The organism is Methanothermobacter marburgensis str. Marburg, assembly GCF_000145295.1.
GTDB lineage: Archaea > Methanobacteriota > Methanobacteria > Methanobacteriales > Methanothermobacteraceae > Methanothermobacter > Methanothermobacter marburgensis.
This window is the reverse complement of sequence record NC_014408.1, coordinates 1,128,737-1,146,015: the sequence shown is the minus strand read 5'-3', so window position 1 is coordinate 1,146,015 and position 17,279 is coordinate 1,128,737. Positions and strand designations below refer to the sequence as shown.

Sequence of the window (17,279 nt, the reverse complement as noted above, 5' to 3'; positions counted from 1 at the left end):
TTATTTTTTAGCAGTTTTTCAGGGCGTCCTCATCAAATTCCATCTTCCGTATCTTTTTTATTATCTTACAGGTACTGTCAAGTTCGGATCTTCTGTATTTACCCACCCTTTTAACCTCACACTCAAGGCCCCTTCTCCTGAGTTCATCACGCAGTTCATCGATATCGAACTTCTGATCAGGGCCTATGGCAATTATATCAGGCTTCAATCTGTGAACTATTTCAAACATATCTGTTTCACTGCCAAGGTAGGCCTCATCAACGGGTTTGAGCATCATTACAACTTCAAGTCTCTGCTTCTCACCTATGATTGGTGTCCTCTTACGTGCCCTTACCGTGGAGTCCCTTGCAAGTACAACCACCAGTCTGGCGTTTTCTCCCCCAAGTTTCTTTGCCTCCTCAAGGAAAAATCCGTGTCCCGGGTGGATTATGTCAAATGTGCCTGTTGCCATGACGGTTTTAATTTGAGTTCGCTTATCAGAGAATCTTTTCATTTCAATTCCTGATATTTTAAGGCCTCCCTGAAGTCTATCCTGCCCTTATAAATCGCTGAGCCAATAACAACCCCAGCGGCACCTGTTTTCTGGAGATCCTCGATGTCCTGAATGCTGCTGATACCCCCTGAGTAAATAACGGGCACATCAACGGCGTTCACAAGTTCAACCACAGGTTCTGGATCAAATCCGGAGAGAAGGCCCTCAAAGTCCACATTTGTAAAGAGTATACTTCCAGCCCCCTTTTCCTGGAGTTTTCTGCCCATTTCCACTGCTGTATGTTCTATATTCTCTGTCCATCCCCTTATCACCACCTTTGAGTTTCTGCTATCGAGTGAGACCATTATACGGTCCGAGCCATATTCCCCTGAAAGATCCCCTATAACCTCAGGGTTCTCGATGGCCATGGTGCCGAGTATTATCCTCTCAAAGCCCATCTCCAGGAGTTCAGAGGCATATTCCTTACTTCTTATTCCCCCACCTATCTGGAGTGGCACAGAGACCCTTTCTGTGATTTCTTTAAGGATATCGGTATTCCTCTCTGAACCCAGGGCACCGTCAAGGTCAACCACATGGATGGTCTCAGCCCCCAGGGATTCCCACCTCTCTGCCACACCGGCAGGGTCATCAATCACAACCTGCTCGGTGCCAGGTTTTCCCTGCACAAGCTGGACGCATTTACCGTTTCTTATATCAACAGCCGGAATTATGAGCATCCTATCCTTTCTGAAGGTCATATTATCACTTTAAAGTTAATCGATGTTTAAAAGGGCCTCTAAGAAAAACCCTTGCAATACCCTTGCAATAATTATCTTCTCCATATGATACCCACTTTTCACTGAAAATATTTAAGAATTTCACCAACATATATTAGGACATAGATAGGTGTTTGCAATGAGCGGTTTAAGGGCCCTCATCAGGGAATACAGGAAGATCACAGACAATGAAATCAAATCTGAAACAGGAAATGGAACTCTTATGGGTCCAAGGGGCCCCTTGAAGGAGAGTATAGAGTTCAGAGACCTCCTGAATCCAAGTAGAAGGTATTTTTCAGCTTTCAAAGAGGATGATAAGTATGTATCCAGCTTCCGCCTAGGCCACTTCAATATCCCTGATATAATCGCGGGGTCAGCTGCAGGTGTCTCATACATTGGGGGCATGAACCTTGGAAGGGCGCTCATAAAGGAGGGCCTTGCAGATGACACGAGATCACTGGGGGAGTTAATGCTGGAGCATAAACTCGGGATACTTGACGTGATATCTGAAGAAGGGAATGGAAGGCACCTCACGATGGATATAAGGGTCTATGAGTGCATCGAGTGTTCGGGCCTTCCAAACATCGGACGTCCCATCTGCTTCTTTGAGGCAGGCATAATAGCAGGGGCCCTCTCTGAGATACTTGGGGGAAGGGTTGATGCATATGAGAGGCGCTGCTGGACCAATGGCTACTCCTTCTGCCAGTTTGATGTGAGGGCCAGAATCTGATCAATGTGCTGTTTCAGTAGAGGATTATAACTCCAAACTATTTTTTCATGCCGTTCCAGTAGAGAATTATAACCCCGGTGAGCATCACAATTCCAGAAACCACCTGCATGGCTGAAAAGGGTTCATTCAGGATTAAAAACGCAAATATGGCCCCAAAGAGTGACGATAGGGGGAACAGGGACCCCACCATCGCCGCGCCTATCTCCCTTACTGCAATGTAGATAAGGATGAATGAGCAGCCTATACTGAAAATCGAAACCATGAGTGCATAGGGGAGCATTTCAGTTGGAAGAGCTGTGCTCAAACCGAGAATCAGCATGATAATCAGGAGCAGAAAGCCCCCCACCGAACTTTTGATACCTGAAAGAAGGATGAGGTCTCTTTTTTTGCTTAAAAATTTACTGAGGACTGTGTCAAGGCTCCAGAAGAAGGCCGCCAAGATAACAAGGAGGTTGCCGCTCAGCGCCACATTGTTGAAGAGGCTCTGAAACTCACCCTCACTGACGAGGTAGGCGGCGCCACCTATGAGAAGCATTATTCCAAGGAGGTCCTTAAATTTAAGCGTCTCCCTGAAAATCAGGTAACCTAAGATAATAATGAAGAGGACCTCAATGTTTAAAAGGAGGGATGCATTAACGGCTGTTGTCTCACCAAGACCTGTAAGGAAAAGTACAGGTGCAATAACCGTACTGAGGAGTGCTGTGAGCAGGAGTAAAAGGTAATCCCTTCCGGTTATTCTGCTCTCTATCCCACCTGTTCTGTTTAACACGTCAAGTATATTCTCTTTTAGGGGTGACTGCCTCACCATGAAAAGAAAAATGCCTGCAATGAGGTATGTGTAGGCCCCGATGGTTATGGGGTGCATCTCAGATAACATTATCTTGTCAAGGGTTGCTGACATACCAAAGAAAACCGTTGCAGTTATGATACTTAGATAACCCCAGACCTTTCGCATACCTGCACCCCAGAGTGAGTGAATCATCAAAATATAACTTGCGGATCACATATAAAACATGGCATGATATCATGGTTCAGATATCTCTGACCAGACTATAAAAGGAGTGTATGTTATTTCAGGAGTCATGCTTCTTAGTCAAATGTTCATCAATAAAGAATTAAAGCATCCATTGCTCTGTAACATTGTTCAGGGGGATCTAATATGAGGAAGATAGCACTTAAGGTTGCATATATCGGTACCAACTATCACGGGTTTCAGAGACAGCCTGATGTCCCCACTGTGGAGGGAAAACTCCTTGATGCCCTGAAGGAGGCCGGCGTAATCAGAAGTCCTGGAGATTCCCGCTTCCAGATAGCCGGCAGGACTGACAGGGGTGTCCATGCACTGGGAAATTTTGTGAGCTTCTTCACAGAGGAGGAGATCCATGTGAACCAGATAAATGACCTCCTCCCCCATGACATAAAGGTCCTTGCCTGGGCATCTGTAATGTACCCATTCAAGGTGCGCTACCCCCTTGAGAGACACTACCGCTACATTCTCCACAGGGGGGAGTCCATGGACATTGATGCAATGGCCAAGGCAGCTGAACACTTCAGAGGCACCCACGACTTCAGCAACTTCTCAAGGAGGAGGGACAGGAATCCCATAAGAAAAATAAATGATGTCAGGGTATCAGAAGATGATAACTCCATCCTGGTGGACGTCTACGGTGAAAGCTTCCTCTGGCAGATGGTACGCAAAATGGTGAGGGTCCTCCTGCTGGTTTCAGAGGGGGAACTATCTCCAGATGATGTTCCAAGACTTCTGGATACAGACGAAAGGGTTTTCATAGACCCGGCACCCCCTGAGAACCTCATCCTCATGGACCTCAAATATGGGGTTAAGATAAAACTCAGGCATGATGAATATGCCATTGAACGTTTCAGATCCCTACTTGAGGAGGAATTCAGGAGGTACCGTGATATGTCAATGGTAAGGAGGGTCATGGGAGATTCCCTGAAAGATATAGGCGACTCTGACTAGGTTCCTCTCTGGTTTATCCAAAACTCTAAATAATTTATTATAGAATATAGGTAACCAGGGAAGCGATAATTCTGGAGGATCATAATCTGCAGCAGAATAGAAATCCTGATAGGGGTGCTGCGAAACCCCTAACGATAGTTGGTGTTGATCCCGGCCTCACGGTTGGCCTGGCAGTCCTAGACCTGGAGGGGAGACTTCTCTACCTTGGAAGCATGAAGGAGGCCTCAAGGTCCAGCATAATAGAGGAGATAATAGAATATGGAAAACCCGTAGTTGTTGCATCGGACGTATACCCCCCTCCCGGAGCGGTTAAAAGGATCGCTTCAATGCTCAACGCTAAATTATATACTCCGGAGAAGGTTTTAACGGTATCATTCAAGAATGAACTGGTATCAGAATTTCTAAGGGAATCTGAGAATGCACCGGAAAACTCCCATGAAAGGGACGCCCTTGCAGCGGCTTTGAGGGCCTACAGGCATTATGAAAAGAAACTGAGACAAATTGAGAGGAAGGTTGAGGGTACTGGCCTCACAGCAGGGGAAACCCTTGAGGTCAAGGGCCTGGTTATAATGGGAAAACCAGTTGCAGAAGCAATAAGATCACTTAAAGAACTGGAAGAGGTAGATAAAATCTCTTCTGGACCTATGGAGGGGGGTTCTGAGATAGAAACCTCCAAATTTTCAGCTGCTGATGAAGAATCCCACGGAGACGTTGAAAAACTCAGGAGGACCATAAGGACTCAGCGTTCAACTATAAGGCACCAGCGGTTGACAATTGAAAAACTCAAAAGGGAGGGGAGGTCCCTTAAGGAAAGGATAAGGAAACTCGAGAAGGAGAAGTCAAAGCTGGAGTCAAAGCTTGAAAGGTTACAGTATGAATATTCAAGGGACCTTTTACTCAACCGGGAGTTATCACATAAACTCAAGGTCATTGAAAAGCTTCAGAGGAAATACACGAGGGAGCGGGAACGCAGGGAATCCCTTGAGAGGGACCTTGACGCACTGCTTCAGATAAAGGACATGGAGTCATCGGAAAACACATCACCTGTGAAGATAATTGATAGCTTCACAAGGGAGGGTATAAGGAGCGCATGTTCCCGGTGGAAGATAAAGAGGGGTGACGTGCTTCTACTCAGAAGTTCCGAGGGCGGGGGCTCACAGACCGCAAGGATATTAAGGGACCTGAAACCCTGTGCCATTATAACAGAGGACAGAATGTCCCACCAGGCCCTTGAGGTTTTCGAGGAGGCCGAAGTGCCCGTCATATCCAGGGAATCCCTTGATATTCAGATACATGATGATTTCGGCTCAGTTAAAACTCAAGATTTAAATAGAGAAATTAAAAAATGGAAACACAGATTAAATGAAAAGAGAAAGAAAAGAGAAGAAGAGGAGCTTCTGAGGGTAATAACTGAATACAGGGCTCAGAGAAGAAGAAATCATTAATGAGACTTTTCAAGTGGTTAAAATGAAGATTGCAGTTGTTTTGGGAACGCGGCCAGAGATAATAAAGATGGCCCCTGTCATAGATGAGATAGAAAGGCGCAACCTTGACTTCACGCTCATACACACAGGTCAGCACTACGACCATGAAATGTCAGACCAGTTCTTCATTGACCTGGAACTCCCCTCACCGGACCACAATATAGGTGCAGGGTCGGGGAGTCATGGTGCAATGACTGCGGAAATGCTAAGGGGCATAGAGGATGTCCTCATGAGGGAGGAACCTGATATCGTTATGGTACAGGGAGACACAAACGCTGTCCTTGCAGGGGCCCTTGCAGCGGTGAAGCTCCACATACCCGTGGGACATGTGGAGGCTGGACTCAGATCCTTTGACAGGACCATGCCGGAGGAAATAAACAGGATGGTGGCAGATGCATGCTCAAAACTCTACTATGTACCCACTGAGGAATCTGCCATTAACCTCCTCATGGAGGGTGCTGATCCAGAGGCAGTATTTGTAACCGGAAACACGGTTGTTGACGCCTGCCTCAGGAATATTGAAATAGCATCAAAGAAATCAGATATCCTCTCAGAGTTTCAGGGGGACGAAAAACTTGTTGCGCTGACCCTCCACCGCGCAGAGAACGTGGATAACCCTGAAAGGCTCAGATCAATAGTGGAGGCCATACTTGAACTTGAGGAATTCAGGATAGTCTTCCCGGTTCATCCAAGGACCAGAAAGAACCTGGAAAAATCTGGCCTCTACACCAGACTGCTGGAGGCGGAGCACGTCACATTAAAGAAGCCAATGGGCTATCTTGATTTCCTTCTTCTACTTTCAAACTCGTTCATGGTACTCACTGACTCGGGAGGACTCCAGGAGGAGGCCATAACCTTCAATGTACCCTGTTTAACCCTGCGATACAATACTGAACGCCCGGAAACTGTTGAGGCCGGGGGTAACATACTTGTAGGTGCCGATAAGAACAGGATAACCACAACAGCCAGGAGACTCCTTGAGGACCCTGATTTCAGAGAGGGAATGATGAGGGCAGAGAACCCCTACGGTGACGGCCATGCCTCAGAGAGGATACTGGATGAGACCCTGCGGCTACACAGGGAAGGCAGGCTCACAATGAAACCACCCGCTGAGGTCATGGAAGCACCATCAAGAAGGCTTATACATGTGGATGAGAATATTACGGTGGCTGAATTCTCTGAAAGGAATAATGCAGTTATAAGGATGGTTTATGCTGGAGGAGAACCGGTTTTTCCTTCCCATACACTTAACCTGAAGGATAAGGATGTTTTGATTGAGTACAGGTGATGGAGGAATTGACATGGACAATTACAGGATAGCAGTATTTGGCCTTGGACACATAGGCCTTCCAACAGCAGCACTTTTTGCCAGGGCAGGATTTGATGTTACAGGGGTTGACATAAGCACAGAAACGGTGGAAAAGGTCAACATAGGAAAATCACCTGTCCCTGAACCGGGTCTTGATGAACTCGTTGCTGAGGTTGTTGGGAAAGGTAAACTGAGGGCAACTGTCGATGGTGTTAGCGCCGCAGAGGAATCAAACGTGATGGTTGTGGTGGTACCGACACCTGTTAACAGCGACAACACATCTGACCTTTCTGCTGTGATCTCAGCGACAGAGACAATCTCAAAGGGTCTTAAGAAGGGCGACCTTGTGATTATAGAGAGCACCGTACCTCCGGGTGCATGCGAGAACGTTGTACTTCCGATACTTGAAAAAACAGGTTTACGTGCATCAGGGGACTTTGGACTTGCATACACACCTGAAAGGGCCCTTCCAAACAACACACTCCATGAGATGCAGAACAATGCAAGGGTCATAGGGGGCATCGATGGGAAAAGTGCAGAGATGGCCGCTCAACTTTACGGTAAGGTCACAAGGGGCGAGGTAATAGTTGTGGATGACATTATAACAGCAGAAATGGTTAAGCTCATGGAGAACACCTACAGGGATACCAACATAGCCCTCGCCAATGAACTTGCAGTGATATGTGAGTCGCTTGGCATAGACGCCATAAAGGCCATTGAGGCAGCAAACCACCACCCCCGGGTGAACCTCCACACTCCAGGACCCGGTGTTGGGGGTCACTGCCTGTCGATAGACCCCTACTTCATAGTTGAGATGGCAGAGAAACATGGTGTACCAGCAAGACTCATAAGGACGGCCAGGGAGGTCAATGAATCCATGCCATTCCATGTCCTTGACATCATAAGGGATGCACTTGAATCAGCTGGCCGGGACCTTGCAGGGTCACGGGTGGGTGTTCTTGGCGTGGCCTATAAGGGCGACGTTGCAGATGCAAGGAAGACACCAACAAGGCCCCTTGTGGCAGCACTCATATCCGAGGGGGCTGAGGTCGTTGTCAACGACCCCCATGTTGACCCTGTGCTGATAAAGAAAATGGGTGTTGAACCTGTCCCGCTGGAGGAGGCCCTTGAATCTGACTGTGTGGTTCTCATGACGGATCATTCTGAATATCTTGAAATAACCCCTGAGATGATAGTTGGGGGGATATTCATCTGCACCAGACCGGTTCTGGACCCTGAAAAATTCAGAGAACATGGCATAATATTCAGGGGTGTGGGGCGCCCTTGAACCTGCTTGTATTTGAATATGCAACTGCCTCAGGGATTGAAGACCCCGAGATATTCCTTGAGGGCCGTTCAATGCTTGAGGCTCTTCTGGCTGATTTCGGCAACCTTGAAATTGAGTTTCTTCTCTCTGAGAAGTTCTCTGATATTGAAATCCAGTCCAACTGCAGACCAACAATCATCACAGGTTCCCTCAGGGAATGGCTCAGAGCAAACCTTCATAGATTTGATGCCTGCATATTCATCGCAGCAGAAGAGGATATGGAACTCTATAAACTCACAGAACTGGTTGAGGACTCAGGGGTACTTCTTATCGGCTCAGGTAGTGAGGCGGTCCGCATATGCTCAGATAAGAGGATGACCTACAGGGCCCTCAGGGGTGTGGTTCCCCTCATAAGGACCTATGAACGGGATGATCTTGAAGAACTGCAATCAAGGGTTCTCATAAAACCCGCAGACGGTGTTGCCTGCCAGGGTATAAGGATACTTGAGGCGGGGAAAATCCCTGAAATCCCTGAGAATATGATAATACAGGAATTTGTTGAGGGGGAGAGCGTCAGCGTGAGCCTGCTCTCTGATGGAAGAAGAGCACTTCCAATGAGCCTCAACAGGCAGAATATCCTCATAAGGGGGGATTCACTGGAGTATAATGGGGGCGTCACCCCTGTGGATCACAGGATGAAGGATGAGGCCTTCAGGGTTGCCAGAAGGGCTGTGGAATCCATTGAGGGTTTGAGGGGCTACGTTGGTGTGGACATGATACTTGCAGATAAACCATATGTTGTTGAAATAAACTCCAGGATCACAACACCCTACATAGGACTCAGAAGGATTTCAGAGGAAAACCTGGGCCATATGGTCCTTCAATCTGTTATGGGTGAACTTCCAGAGCGTGTTAAATTCAATGGAACAGCACACTTCAGAAAAGGTTCCAGGGGCATGGTTGTGGATATCCGCAGGGGAGCTGAAGAGGGGAATTAAAGGTATGGAGTTGACCTTGATGAAGATCGTGGGATTTGATATTGGAGGAGCAAACACTGACATGGCATTAATAGAGTTTGGAGCCGATGGGGAAATGAAGAAAGTCCGTGTGGACTTCAGGTACCTCCCCATGTGGCTTAAACATGATGAACTTTCAGAGACCCTGATTGAGCTTACAGGGGATGATCTTGATGATCTTGATGGCGTTGGCGTATGCATGACAGCGGAACTTGTGGACGCATACCCAAGCAAGGCAGAGGGAGTTATAGATATAGTTGAAAGTGTCCAGAGCGCATTTGATGTTCCAGTGGCATACGTGAGCCTCTCGGGTATGGTGGATGCCTCCGAGGCGGTCAGGGACCCCATGGATGTGGCTGCAGCCAACTGGGTTGCCACCTCACAGATAGCCTCTGCAATGAGCAGCGACTGCATAATGGTGGACGTGGGAAGCACAACAACGGATATAATACCCGTCAAGGACGGATTCGAGGCTGCAAGGGGAAGGAATGACCTTGAAAGACTATCAACTGGTGAACTTGTCTACACGGGTACACTGAGAACCAATGTGGCAACGATAGTCGACAGGGTCCCCCTGCATGATAAATGGTTCAGGGTTTCATCTGAACTTTTTGCAATAACGGCCGATGTTCACAGGGTACTCGGCAATATCAGGGAATCCGACTACACCTGCAGTACACCTGATGGTTCAGGGAGATCCATTGAAGATTGCATGCTCAGGATAGCCCGCGTCCTATGCGCCGACCTGGAACTCCTTGAACCAGAGGATATACTTGAGGTGTCAGAGTACATCTACCACCAGCAGATACTCAAGATAGCAGAGGGAATCGCAGAGGTTTCAGAGCGCGAGAACCTTGATGAGGTGATCGCCACTGGCCTTGGAATGAATGTTCTTGCAAAAAGGGCCGCGGAAATTCTTGACCTCAAATGCAGAACCATGGACGAATTCCTGACAGAGGAGGAGTGTGTGGTGGCCCCTGCAGTTGGCACAGCACTCCTGATGGAGGATTACCTCCAGAACAGATAGATGGATGGTCGAGTTGAAATCAAGGATTTTAATTGCCGGGATCCTCCTCCTGATTGTAACCCCCCTTGTAATCATGAACCTATCTGACCATTCAACCATCGGCTCGGATTCCAGGGGATATGTTACAAAGGATGTCTATGCACATTACGGGAAGCAGAACATAAAGATAGCCGTTGTAACAGGGATACATCCACGGGAGGAGGTTTCAGTTGCACCAGTCCAGTGGGTCAGCAGGGCATTCGCACTTCTCCCTGTGGAGGTTGCACTTTACAGTATAAATGTTGAGGACAGTCCAATGGATTACAGCAAGGGCAGAGCCAATGGTGAGGGCCTTGCAGCCACCTACATCCTCCCAGATGTAATGAAATCTGATTATGACCTTGTGATAATCGCCCATGCCCATGCACCGGGTTATGGTGAGGGATTCTATGTTGCAACACCACAGATGGATGAACCCTCAGTGCAAATCGCTGAAAGCCTCAGGAAGGAAGGTTTCAATTACTACCCGGTCTCAGGAAAAACAAGGTACAGGAGTTCATCTGCCAGACTCTTCTCAAGACCACTTGCTGCAGCGGGTTATCCCACACTGGTCTATGAGGTCCCTGAGTGGTCATCGGCATATGAGGTATTTTTCATGACCCTTAAACTTTTGAGGGCCAGCAGTTCTGTTCTATCGTAATTAAATGGTGGGGGTTATTTTTTATGACCCTTAAACTTTTGAGGGCCAGCAGTTCTGTTCTATCGTAATTAAATGGTGGGGGTTATTTTTTATGACCCTTAAACTTTTTTTGGGGGTAGCTGTTCCCAATATCAGTACCAGACATCCTTCATACCGATGAGGTATGCTATGATGTTTGCTGAAAGATGAAGGACCAGTGTGATAAGCATTATCAGGATGATGTAATCAACTGGTAGCACCCTTAGTGGAGATACCAGTATCAGGGCCCCGACAACGAAGTCAAGCTGATCAAGGATGGGCGCGGGCCTACCCCTATCTATTTTGAGCCTTCGTTTTATGAAACTACCCGCCGCATCTCCCAGGAGGGCTCCGAATCCAAGTAAAAGACCAGTTATTGCTCCAATTATAACTGAACCTGAAAGAAGACCCTGAATTAATCCCACAAGCAGCCCAATGAGGGTACCAGCCGCGGTGCCACGCCAGGTTACGCCGTCCCCTATGAGGCGCCTGCCATCACGGAGGGTGATACCCATGTCAAGGGGTCTACCCCCACCAAATACGAGACCACTTATATTTGCCATGTAGGCAGGTAACATAAAGTATATTACATAGAGAACATCTATAATATTGATAATATCGGTATTCACGTGTACACCTCGCAAAATTATTTAATTGAGATACCGTAAGAACCTGTCAGTTCAGGCTCCAAGAAGAGGATGCATGGGTTTGTAATTTCATACATCAAGTATATAACATTTGCCAGTGAACTGATTCAATGATTTTAATATTCAAATTAAACAGGTGACTGTTGTGGTAATAAAGAGAACAAGGAGTCTCTGCCCTGAGTGCCTCAGACCCGTCGATGCAGAGGTCTTTGAGGACGAGGGCAGGGTTCTAATAAGGAAGGAATGCCCGGAGCACGGAAACTTTGAGGGTGTTTACTGGAGCAATTCCGAGGTCTACCATAAGGCAGAAGATTATGATGAGGAAGGTGAGGGGCTACTGAACCCGCAGACAGATCCCCTCAAGGGATGCCCACTTGACTGTGGTCTCTGCCCCGAACATGAGAGCCACACTGTTCTTGGTCTTATTGATGTTACTAATCGATGCAATCTTAAATGTCCCATCTGTTTTGCCAATGCTGCCGTTTCAAAGTACCTTTATGAGCCGACCTATGAAGAGATAAGGGAGATGCTAAGAAATCTCCGCAGAAACAGACCAGTACCCACCCCAGCCATTCAGTACGCGGGTGGTGAGCCCACTGTGAGGAAGGATATAGTGGAGCTCGTTAAACTCGCAAGGGAGGAGGGCTTCACCCATGTACAGATAGCCACAAATGGAGTGAGACTTGCGCGGAAACCTGAACTCGCAGCGGAACTCAGGGAGGCAGGGCTCAACACGGTTTACCTCCAGTTCGATGGGGTCACAGAGGAACCCTACCTTGTATCCAGGGGTAAAAATCTGCTGCCACTGAAATTACAGGCAATAGAAAACTGCAGAAAGGCAGGTCTTGGAATAGTACTTGTCCCCACACTCGTCAGGGGCCTCAACGACAGCCAGGTGGGGGACATAATAAGGTTTGCCATTGAAAACATCGATATAATAAGGGGCGTTAACTTCCAGCCGGTGTCCTTTGCAGGAAGAACCCCTGCAGATAGGGTTGAGGAGCAGCGCATAACAATACCCGACTTCCAGAAACTCGTGGAGGAACAGACAGGTTCAGAGATAGCGGTGGACGACTTCTACCCGGCATCATCTGTCCGCCCAATATCCGACTTCGTTGCGGCCATTGAGGGCGAACCCCAGGTTACATTCACATGCCACCAGCACTGCGGTACAGCCACATACATATTCATAGAGGACGGAAAAATAATCCCAATAACAAGGTTCATCGATGTTGACAGGTTCTTTGAGATACTCGATAAGGGCAGGAAGGAACTTGAGAAGGGCGGAATAGCAGCAAAGGCCAAATTGATAGCAAAATCAACAATAGAACTTCCAAAAACCCTCGACAAATCAAAGGCGCCGGAGTCTGTTGATATAAAGAGCATACTAACATCAGTATTCAGGGAGAGATCATACAGTGCCCTTGGGGAATTCCACTACAACACCCTCCTGGTATCATGCATGCACTTCATGGACCCATGGAACTTTGATATTGAGAGGGTTAGAAGGTGCGTCATACACTACGCCCTGCCTGATGGGCGCATAGTCCCATTCTGTACCATGAACTCAATACACAGGGCAGAGGTTGAAAAGCAGTTCTCAAAACCTCTAAAAGGATAATCGAAGGAGTGGTAATTGAATTGATCATCAACACACCGTCCCGGTTACACCTCACCCTCATAGACCTCAATGGGAGGAGGGGCCGCCTCGATGGAGGGGTTGGAATCACCCTCAGGGAGCCTGAACTCATTATGGGCCTCGAGGCCTCAGATGAAATCACTGTGGAGTTCACTGGTGAAGTGGATAGCTCACTCAGGGAGGAATACGTTTCAAAGATAACAGCGGCTGCAGAGAGAACCCTCAGTTACATTGGCAGTGATGAAAAATTCGCCTTCAAGGTTGAAAGCATGTTCCCGGCCCACTCTGGTCTGGGATCGGGGACCCAGATATCCCTTGCAGCCGCAAAGCTCATCGCAGAGTACCACGGCGCCAGTATAAGGGCAAGGGAACTGGCAGCGATTGTTGGTAGGGGTGGAACATCAGGTATAGGTGTCGCCTCCTTTGAAAAGGGAGGATTCATAGTGGATGCAGGACACAACACCCGTGAAAAGTCTGACTTCCTGCCGTCATCTGCCTCACATGCCTCTCCACCACCGGTTATTGCAAGATATGATTTTCCTGAGGGCTGGAATATCGTGGTTGCCATACCCCACATTGAGAGATCCGTTTCAGGGAAAAAGGAGGTTAACATATTCCAGGAATACTGCCCCATCCCCCTCAGGGAGGTTGAAAGGCTATCACACATAATTCTCATGAAGATGATGCCCTCAGTCATTGAAGGGGACATTGAGGCCTTTGGGGAATCTGTTAATGAAATACAGAAGATAGGATTCAAGAAGGTTGAAAGGGATCTTCAGGACCCACTGATTGACAGATTAATAGATGCTATGTTGTCTGCAGGGGCTGCAGGGGCGGGCATGAGTTCATTTGGTCCTGCAGTATACGCGGTCACAGATGGGAAAGCTGATGATATGGTGGATGCGGTTCTGGAGATAATGGATTCCGGGCAGGCCTTTGTAACAGGCGGCCGCAACAGGGGGGCCTCTGTGATCAGATCCTGAGTGCAGGAGGGAATATGGATGGAAGAAGTTATAAGGGGAAGAGTATGGAGATTCGGTGATAACATAGATACTGACATGATCATACCAGGTCGTTACCTGCGGACCTTCAGCCTTGATGAACTCGCATCCCATGTAATGGAGGGTGCAAGGCCAGAGTTTGCCTCTGAGGTTAAGAGGGGCGACATAATAGTGGCCGGGCGCAACTTCGGATGCGGATCGTCGAGGGAACAAGCCCCGGTAGCCCTTAAACATGCAGGTGTCGCCGCGATCATTGCAGAATCCTTTGCCAGGATATTCTACAGGAACGCCATAAACATAGGGTTTCCCGTTATAATGGCTCGTGTGGATGCGGCGGACGGGGATGAAATCTCTGCTGATCTCAAGGGTGGTTTCATTGAGAACCTCACCTCTGGAAAGAGATATGAGATGAAGCCCTTCAACGACTACATGTTATCGATACTGCAGGACGGCGGCCTTGTAAACCACTACATCAGGACGCTGAAAGAAGGTTCGGGATAGGAGAAACATTTAAATTCACAGGAAATGTATGAGGGGTAATAGATGCAGTGTCCGATTTGCGGGTCAAAGGCATTCAGGGTTTTAAAGAGCAGAACAGATGAGTCCAGATCAAGGAAGGTCAAGCACCTTGTACTTGAATGCGAGGAATGCGGGACGGTCTTCAGGGATAGCCTTGTGATTGAAAAGCCCGAAAGCCACAGAATAATAATAAGTGAGCATGGAAGCTCCTACAGGGATGAGGTGGATCTATACCCCCATGAGGAGGTATCAACAGGCGATGCAATCACCGTATCAGGAAAACTCGTTGAAATAACATCACTGGAACTTAAGAGCGGCAAGAGGGTTGATAAAGCCACAGCCTCCGATGTTAAGACTCTCTGGGCTGTTTCACTCGAGGCTCCCGCCCGTGTTGGTATATCCGTGGACCTCCATGGTGAGGTCTACTCAAGAAAGGTTGAGGTGGACAGGGACTTTGAATTCAGGGTGGGAGATGTCATGAAGATAGATGAACACGTCTTCAAGATCAGGAGCATAAAGACAGAGGATAGCATGATAAGAAGGGGCTCCGTACCGGCCCGGAGGATTAAGAGGGTTTATGGCTATCCTGTAAACCTCAGGTTCAGACATGACCTCACAGACATGATTGTGTGATATCTGGCCGAACATAATCGTTTTTAGTGGTCCAATGATGAATGAAAGACTTAGAATGGTGCAGGACCTCATAGATAAGGGCTACATAAAATCTGAGTCCGTAAGAAGGGCTATGGAGAGGGTTCCAAGGGATGAGTTCGTCCCTGAAGATGAGAAGCACAGGGCCTACCTTGACATACCCCTCCCGATAGGTGAGGGACAGACCATATCCGCACCCCACATGGTCGCCATGATCGCGGAGCTACTGGACCTTGAGGGGGGAATGAAGGTCCTTGAGGTTGGCACCGGCTGCGGTTACAATGCGGCGGTCATAGCAGAGATAATAGGGAGGGAGGGCCACCTCTACACCGTTGAAAGGATACATTCATTATATGAGAGGGCGAGGCGAAAACTTGAGGCCCTGGGATACGATAACATCACTGTCATACATGGGGACGGAAGTAGGGGGTACCCTCCTGAGGCCCCCTACAGCAGGATATACGTGACCGCGGCAGCACCCTACATACCTGAGCCCCTCAGGGAACAGCTGGAGGTTGGGGGAAAACTTTTAATACCTGTTGGTTCTGATAAATTCTACCAGGAACTTGTTCTTGTTGAGAGGCTCTCCTCTGGGGATTACAGGTCCAGGAACCTGGGGGGAGTTGCATTTGTTCCATTGATAGGTAAACATGGCTGGAAATTCCACTGAACCCGTATTTAGGCGGGAATTTTACAGATGACTTTTAAAGGGGATTCCTAATGGACAATATCAGGGTTTACATAGAGACGTTTGGATGCACATTCAACCAGGCAGACTCAGAGATCATGGCGGGCGTCCTGAGTGAAGCAGGGGCTTCTCTTACAGGGATTGATGAGGCGGATGTGATAATTCTTAACACATGCTATGTTAAGCATCCCACTGAACACAAGGTTATAAACAGGATAAAGAGGATCAGAGAGATGTACCCTGATAAGGGCCTCGTTGTTGCAGGGTGCATGGTTGAAATAGACCCACAGAAACTTGAATCCATATCAGGGGATGCCTCATGGCTTGGACCCCACCAGCTCATGAGAACGGCGGAGGTTGTGGGTGCAGCCTACCGCGGTGATGTTAAAAGGATAACAGGTTTCACATCTGATGTGAAGGTGGGGGTCCCCAGGGTGAGGTCGAACCCCCTGATACACATCATACAGATATGTGAGGGATGCAGTGGAAGCTGCAGCTACTGCTGCACACGCTTTGCAAGGGGGAGTATACAGAGTTACCCCTCAGATATCATCGTCCAGGAGGCTAGGGAGGCCATCGAGGCTGGATGCAGGGAGATTCAGCTTACGGCACAGGATACTGCAGCATACGGTTCTGATACAGGTGAGAGACTCTCTGACCTCATAAGAGAAATAACTGAAATACCGGGTGATTTCAGGGTGCGTGTTGGCATGATGCACCCTGCAAGTGTCCTAAGGGACCTTGATGGTCTTGTTGAGGCATTCAGATCAGAGAAGGTGTACAGTTTCCTCCACCTCCCTGTTCAGAGTGGAAGTGACCGTGTACTCAGGGATATGGGGAGGGGGCACACCGTGGATGATTTCAGGATGATAGTTGACAGGTTCAGGTCAAGAATTCCTGAAATCTCCATTGCAACCGATATAATCGTTGGCTACCCCACTGAGGGCGAGGATGACTTCCTTGACACCTGCAGGCTCCTTGAGGAGGTGAGACCCGGCTTCATACACCTCTCAAAGTACAGACACAGGCCACGTGCCTTCTCATCATCCCTTGATGAGATAGACTTCAGGGAACTGCGGAGGCGATCAAAGGCCGTTGAGGAACTCAAGGGGAGGATCACAGAGGAGGAAAATAGGAGGCTTGTCGGAACCACCCAGAACATACTCATAGTTGAGAGGGGAAGGAAGGGCGGCTTCATAGGCAGAACAGACTCATACATACCTGTTGTCACACATGATGGCGAGGTGGGATCCTTCAGGAGTGTGAGGATCAAGAGGGCCACTGGAACATACCTTATAGCAGAATCAGAAGAATAATAGCCTCCAGTAAGGTTTTATTTTATTTCTTAACTGACTTGAGTGTTTGCAGGTCTTTA

General features: G+C 48.2%; 18 protein-coding genes. 14 read left to right on the top strand and 4 right to left on the bottom strand.

The window, feature by feature from the left end:
• Positions 1-7 precede the first annotated feature (7 nt).
• Together MTBMA_RS06050 and hisA are read right to left on the bottom strand one after the other, a co-directional pair.
• Entirely contained in the window at positions 8-493 is a 486-nt protein-coding gene (locus MTBMA_RS06050) for an adenylyltransferase/cytidyltransferase family protein (RefSeq protein WP_013296051.1), read from the bottom strand.
• The gene (hisA, locus tag MTBMA_RS06045; protein ID WP_013296050.1) at positions 490-1,230 is read right to left on the bottom strand and encodes a 1-(5-phosphoribosyl)-5-[(5-phosphoribosylamino)methylideneamino]imidazole-4-carboxamide isomerase; all 741 of its coding nucleotides are present in this window, start codon (positions 1,228-1,230) and stop codon (positions 490-492) included. The genes MTBMA_RS06050 and hisA overlap by 4 nt, the downstream gene beginning before the upstream one ends.
• A gap of 157 nt (positions 1,231-1,387) precedes the next feature.
• Between hisA and MTBMA_RS06040 the strand changes: the two genes are divergently transcribed.
• On the top strand, positions 1,388-1,978 hold the full coding sequence (locus MTBMA_RS06040; RefSeq protein ID WP_013296049.1) for a V4R domain-containing protein: 591 nt from the start codon (positions 1,388-1,390) through the stop codon (positions 1,976-1,978).
• Positions 1,979-2,015: 37 nt separating this feature from the next.
• On the opposite strand, the gene MTBMA_RS06035 is transcribed toward MTBMA_RS06040, so the two are convergent.
• Positions 2,016-2,933 (bottom strand): DMT family transporter, encoded by a 918-nt coding sequence (locus MTBMA_RS06035; RefSeq protein ID WP_013296048.1) that lies wholly within the window; start codon positions 2,931-2,933, stop codon positions 2,016-2,018.
• A gap of 204 nt (positions 2,934-3,137) precedes the next feature.
• On the opposite strand from MTBMA_RS06035, the gene truA reads away from it, so the two are divergent.
• From truA to MTBMA_RS06000, 7 genes are all read left to right on the top strand, one after another.
• Positions 3,138-3,959, top strand: coding sequence for a tRNA pseudouridine(38-40) synthase TruA (truA, locus tag MTBMA_RS06030; protein WP_013296047.1), 822 nt, complete (start codon positions 3,138-3,140; stop codon positions 3,957-3,959).
• A gap of 65 nt (positions 3,960-4,024) precedes the next feature.
• A complete protein-coding gene (locus tag MTBMA_RS06025; protein WP_333473119.1) occupies positions 4,025-5,404 on the top strand; it encodes a DUF460 domain-containing protein in 1,380 nt (459 codons plus the stop codon).
• A 22-nt stretch (positions 5,405-5,426) separates the two neighbouring features.
• Positions 5,427-6,731 carry a non-hydrolyzing UDP-N-acetylglucosamine 2-epimerase gene (gene wecB / locus MTBMA_RS06020; protein WP_013296045.1) on the top strand — a complete coding sequence of 435 codons (1,305 nt, stop codon included), beginning with the start codon at positions 5,427-5,429 and terminating at the stop codon, positions 6,729-6,731.
• 13 nt (positions 6,732-6,744) lie between these two features.
• On the top strand, positions 6,745-8,040 hold the full coding sequence (locus MTBMA_RS06015) for a nucleotide sugar dehydrogenase (protein ID WP_013296044.1): 1,296 nt from the start codon (positions 6,745-6,747) through the stop codon (positions 8,038-8,040).
• On the top strand, positions 8,037-9,017 hold the full coding sequence (locus tag MTBMA_RS06010; protein ID WP_013296043.1) for an ATP-grasp domain-containing protein: 981 nt from the start codon (positions 8,037-8,039) through the stop codon (positions 9,015-9,017). Before MTBMA_RS06015 ends, MTBMA_RS06010 begins: the two co-directional genes overlap by 4 nt.
• Positions 9,018-9,036: 19 nt before the next feature.
• On the top strand, positions 9,037-10,062 hold the full coding sequence (locus tag MTBMA_RS06005; RefSeq protein WP_013296042.1) for a hydantoinase/oxoprolinase family protein: 1,026 nt from the start codon (positions 9,037-9,039) through the stop codon (positions 10,060-10,062).
• A gap of 4 nt (positions 10,063-10,066) precedes the next feature.
• Complete coding sequence (locus MTBMA_RS06000) at positions 10,067-10,741, top strand: hypothetical protein (RefSeq protein WP_238523353.1); 675 nt, start codon at positions 10,067-10,069, stop codon at positions 10,739-10,741.
• Positions 10,742-10,872: 131 nt separating this feature from the next.
• Here the strand turns inward: MTBMA_RS06000 and MTBMA_RS05995 are convergent, their stop codons facing one another.
• Positions 10,873-11,388, bottom strand: coding sequence for a CDP-2,3-bis-(O-geranylgeranyl)-sn-glycerol synthase (locus MTBMA_RS05995; RefSeq protein ID WP_013296040.1), 516 nt, complete (start codon positions 11,386-11,388; stop codon positions 10,873-10,875).
• A 163-nt stretch (positions 11,389-11,551) separates the two neighbouring features.
• Here MTBMA_RS05995 and tes point away from each other — a divergent pair, with 163 nt between their 5' ends.
• The 6 genes from tes to MTBMA_RS05965 are packed head-to-tail and all read left to right on the top strand — an operon-like array spanning position 11,552 to position 17,220.
• Positions 11,552-13,027 carry a tetraether lipid synthase Tes gene (tes, locus tag MTBMA_RS05990; protein WP_013296039.1) on the top strand — a complete coding sequence of 492 codons (1,476 nt, stop codon included), beginning with the start codon at positions 11,552-11,554 and terminating at the stop codon, positions 13,025-13,027.
• Between the two features lie 20 nt (positions 13,028-13,047).
• Entirely contained in the window at positions 13,048-14,028 is a 981-nt protein-coding gene (locus tag MTBMA_RS05985; protein ID WP_013296038.1) for a beta-ribofuranosylaminobenzene 5'-phosphate synthase, read from the top strand.
• Positions 14,029-14,046: 18 nt separating this feature from the next.
• Positions 14,047-14,547, top strand: coding sequence for a homoaconitase small subunit (gene hacB / locus MTBMA_RS05980; RefSeq protein WP_013296037.1), 501 nt, complete (start codon positions 14,047-14,049; stop codon positions 14,545-14,547).
• Between the two features lie 42 nt (positions 14,548-14,589).
• Positions 14,590-15,198 (top strand): HVO_0476 family zinc finger protein, encoded by a 609-nt coding sequence (locus MTBMA_RS05975; RefSeq protein WP_013296036.1) that lies wholly within the window; start codon positions 14,590-14,592, stop codon positions 15,196-15,198.
• Between the two features lie 34 nt (positions 15,199-15,232).
• Positions 15,233-15,886 (top strand): protein-L-isoaspartate O-methyltransferase, encoded by a 654-nt coding sequence (locus MTBMA_RS05970; RefSeq protein ID WP_013296035.1) that lies wholly within the window; start codon positions 15,233-15,235, stop codon positions 15,884-15,886.
• Positions 15,887-15,936: 50 nt separating this feature from the next.
• Positions 15,937-17,220 (top strand): tRNA (N(6)-L-threonylcarbamoyladenosine(37)-C(2))-methylthiotransferase, encoded by a 1,284-nt coding sequence (locus MTBMA_RS05965; RefSeq protein ID WP_013296034.1) that lies wholly within the window; start codon positions 15,937-15,939, stop codon positions 17,218-17,220.
• The last annotated feature ends 59 nt before the right edge of the window (positions 17,221-17,279 follow it).

Coding starts and splice junctions, on each gene's coding strand:
- MTBMA_RS05965 (WP_013296034.1), top strand. CDS start 15,937: ATGGACAATATCAGGGTTTACATAGAGACGTTTGGATGCACATTCAAC.
- MTBMA_RS06000 (WP_238523353.1), top strand. CDS start 10,067: ATGGTCGAGTTGAAATCAAGGATTTTAATTGCCGGGATCCTCCTCCTG.
- wecB (WP_013296045.1), top strand. CDS start 5,427: ATGAAGATTGCAGTTGTTTTGGGAACGCGGCCAGAGATAATAAAGATG.
- hisA (WP_013296050.1), bottom strand. CDS start 1,230: ATGACCTTCAGAAAGGATAGGATGCTCATAATTCCGGCTGTTGATATA.
- MTBMA_RS06035 (WP_013296048.1), bottom strand. CDS start 2,933: ATGCGAAAGGTCTGGGGTTATCTAAGTATCATAACTGCAACGGTTTTC.
- MTBMA_RS06015 (WP_013296044.1), top strand. CDS start 6,745: ATGGACAATTACAGGATAGCAGTATTTGGCCTTGGACACATAGGCCTT.
- MTBMA_RS06040 (WP_013296049.1), top strand. CDS start 1,388: ATGAGCGGTTTAAGGGCCCTCATCAGGGAATACAGGAAGATCACAGAC.
- MTBMA_RS06005 (WP_013296042.1), top strand. CDS start 9,037: ATGAAGATCGTGGGATTTGATATTGGAGGAGCAAACACTGACATGGCA.
- hacB (WP_013296037.1), top strand. CDS start 14,047: ATGGAAGAAGTTATAAGGGGAAGAGTATGGAGATTCGGTGATAACATA.
- MTBMA_RS05970 (WP_013296035.1), top strand. CDS start 15,233: ATGATGAATGAAAGACTTAGAATGGTGCAGGACCTCATAGATAAGGGC.
- MTBMA_RS05975 (WP_013296036.1), top strand. CDS start 14,590: ATGCAGTGTCCGATTTGCGGGTCAAAGGCATTCAGGGTTTTAAAGAGC.
- MTBMA_RS06050 (WP_013296051.1), bottom strand. CDS start 493: ATGAAAAGATTCTCTGATAAGCGAACTCAAATTAAAACCGTCATGGCA.
- truA (WP_013296047.1), top strand. CDS start 3,138: ATGAGGAAGATAGCACTTAAGGTTGCATATATCGGTACCAACTATCAC.